Annotated in this window: 4 protein-coding genes; 3 read left to right on the top strand and 1 reads right to left on the bottom strand. The window is 68.3% G+C overall.

All coding sequences use genetic code 11. The features are described 5' to 3' along the window. Positions 1 to 222: 222 nt before the first annotated feature. Positions 223 to 972, bottom strand: coding sequence for a glucose 1-dehydrogenase (locus tag U9980_RS27570; RefSeq protein WP_322770604.1), 750 nt, complete (start codon positions 970 to 972; stop codon positions 223 to 225). A gap of 144 nt (positions 973 to 1,116) precedes the next feature. On the opposite strand from U9980_RS27570, the gene U9980_RS27575 reads away from it, so the two are divergent. The 3 genes from U9980_RS27575 to U9980_RS27580 form a co-directional block, all read left to right on the top strand. Then, a complete protein-coding gene (locus U9980_RS27575) occupies positions 1,117 to 1,749 on the top strand; it encodes a TetR/AcrR family transcriptional regulator (RefSeq protein WP_322770605.1) in 633 nt (210 codons plus the stop codon). A 211-nt stretch (positions 1,750 to 1,960) separates the two neighbouring features. After that, positions 1,961 to 2,107: a helix-turn-helix domain-containing protein gene (locus U9980_RS28845; protein ID WP_416210415.1), complete on the top strand. Its 147-nt coding sequence runs from the start codon at positions 1,961 to 1,963 to the stop codon at positions 2,105 to 2,107. Beyond that, positions 2,080 to 2,725 (top strand): IS30 family transposase (locus U9980_RS27580; protein ID WP_416210416.1); only part of this gene is annotated, 646 nt, incomplete at its 3' end. The genes U9980_RS28845 and U9980_RS27580, both read left to right, overlap by 28 nt.

Consider the following 2,725-nt stretch of genomic DNA (forward strand, 5'->3'; position numbering starts at 1 on the left):
CGGTACCGGTGGCGCGCAGCAGCCGTTCGCTGTCGCCCACGATGTCGCCGCCGCCCAGGCCGGGAATCCACAGGGTTCCCCAGCCGAGTTCGTCGAGTTCGGCGGCCTGTTCGCTGATCTGGCCGGGGTCGGCCATCCTCAGCTCGATGCTCCAGATCCCTGCTCGTCCCAGGTTCATGGCCCATGCTTCCCTTCGATGGATGAGGCGGTGGGGTGCCGGGCTCAGATCTGGTTCATGCCGCCGTCGACGTCGAGATTCGCCCCGGTGATGAAGCTGGCGCGGTCGGAGGCCAGGAACACCACGGCGTCGGCGATCTCCTCCGGGCGGCCCATCCGGCCGAGCGGGACCTGGGTGGCCAGAAAGCCCTTGAGCTGCGCGGCCTGCTCGTCGTCCGGTGCCAGGCCGGTGATTCCGGGGGTGTCGATCGGGCCGGGGGTGACGGCGTTGACCCGGATGCCGCGGCCCTTGAGCTCGTTGGCCCAGGTACGGGCGAAGGAGCGGACGGCGGCCTTGGACGCGGCGTAGACGCCGAACGCCTCGGTGCCGGTGGTCGCGGTCGTGGACGCGGGAAGGATCACCGAGGCGCCGTCGCTGAGCAGCGGCAGCGCCTTCTTCACCGTGAAAAGCAGCCCACGGACGTTGATGCCGAACGTCTGGTCGAAGTGCTCCTCGGTAACCTGCTCCAGCGTCGAGAACGAGCCGCCGCCGGCGTTGGCGAACAGCACGTCCACCCGGCGGCCCGCGCCGCGCACCGCGTCGTAGAGCCGGTCCAGGTCAGCCAGGTCCGAGACGTCGCCCTGCACGCCGGTCGCATTCGCGCCGATCGCCTCGACCGCCGCGTCCAGCTCCGGCTTGCGCCGTCCGGTGACGAACACGTGCGCGCCCTCGTCGGCCAGGCGGCGGGCGACCGCCAGCCCGATGCCGGTCGTGCCGCCGGTGACGATGGCCGTCTTGCCGTCGAACTGTCCCATGATCTTGTCCCGTCTGTGCGTGCTCGGATGCCAGTACAGGCCGCTTCACCGGCGATTATTTCTGTACCGATCGGTTCTGAAGGAAACCGTAGCACGCCTGAGCGACTTGTGTACCGCTCGGTCTGGAACGGGTATCGTGGGGGCATGAGCTCCACCGAACGCGCCATCGGCCGCCCACGCGCCTTCGACGCCGACCAGGCTCTGGAACGGGCCCTGGAGGTCTTCTGGCGCCAGGGATACGAAGGCGCCTCGCTGGCCGACCTCACCGAAGCCATGGGCATCACCCGCACCAGCATGTACGCGGCCTTCGGCAACAAGGAGGACCTGTTCCGCAAAGCCCTGGACCGCTACACCAGCGGCCCGGCCGGCTACGTCGCCCGAGCCCTGGAGGAGCCGACCGCACGAGGCGCCGCGGAACACATCCTGAACGGAGCCGCCCTGGCCACCACCATCCCCGAACGCCCGGCCGGATGCCTCGGCGTCCAGGGAGCCCTGGCCACCGGCGGACCCGGCGATACCGCCCGCGAGGCACTGATCGAATGGCGCCGCACCGGCGAGGCCGCCATCCGCGACCACTTCGCCCGCGCCGTGGCCGAAGGCGACCTACCTACGGACGCCGACGCCGAGGCCCTGGCCCGCTACGTCGCCACCTTCGCCTACGGGATCTCCGTCCAGGCCGCCACCGGCGTATCCCGAGAAGACCTCCGCGCGATGGTCGACACCGCCCTGGCCTCGTTCCCCAGCCACGGCCATGCCCCGAAATCCTCAACCTCCTGAGGGCTGCTCGTGACCAACCTCGAACCTCCGAAGGTCGTCAGGGCTCATCCAATGGCTCATCGAGCGTATGCCTAGCCGCGGCAGGTTGGCGGATTCAAACGGTCGCAGCGACGCCCCGATAGGATGATCGTGACGGCGTCGAGAGGCTGGATGGTGGACGGGTGGGCTGGGGAAGCTGACAGCGGATGAGCGCGAGGTCATCTCGCGCGAGTTGAGCAAGGATTGTTCGGCTCGGCATATCGCGGCGATGCTCGGCCGTCATCATTCGATGATCTTCCGGGAGGTTCCCGGGAGATCGAGCGTAACGGCGGCGCTGCGGCGTACCGGGCGATGGATGCGCAGGTTCGTTGTGACGTGATGCGTGGCCGGCCGAAGGAGCGCAAGCTCGTGGCGTCGAAGGTGCTGCACGATGCGGTGAACGCGGGCCTGGTCGAGAAGTGGTCGCCGAAACAGATCAGTGAGAGGCTGAAGAAGGACTTTCCCGACGACGAGGGCATACGCGTGTCGCACGAGACGATCTACGAGTGCCTGTACCTGCAGGCCCGCGGCGAGCTGCGGGCGGAGCTGAAGATCGCCCTGCGCAGGGGCCGGGCCAGGCGGGTGGACCGGTCGCGTAGCACTGTGACGAGGGGCGGGATCGTCGGCATGGTCAACATCAGCGACCGGCCGAAGGAGGCCGAGGACCGCGCGGTGCCCGGGTTCTGGGAAGGTGACGGCGACCTCATCATTGGGAAGGGGAACAAGTCGCAGATCGCGACGCTGGTCGAGCGCAGGACACGGTTCGTGATGCTGGTGCGTATCCCGTACGACCGCAACGCCGACAAGGTCGCCCACCTGCTGGCGAAGAAGATGGAGACGCTGCCAGAGTTCATGCGTAACTCCGTCACGTGGGACCAGGGCAAGGAGATGGCGCGGCACGCCGAGTTCACTGTCCGCACGGGTATTCCAGTGTATTTCTGCGACCCGGTGCGCCACG

The organism is Protofrankia sp. Cr1, from assembly GCF_963555865.1.
GTDB lineage: Bacteria > Actinomycetota > Actinomycetes > Frankiales > Frankiaceae > Protofrankia.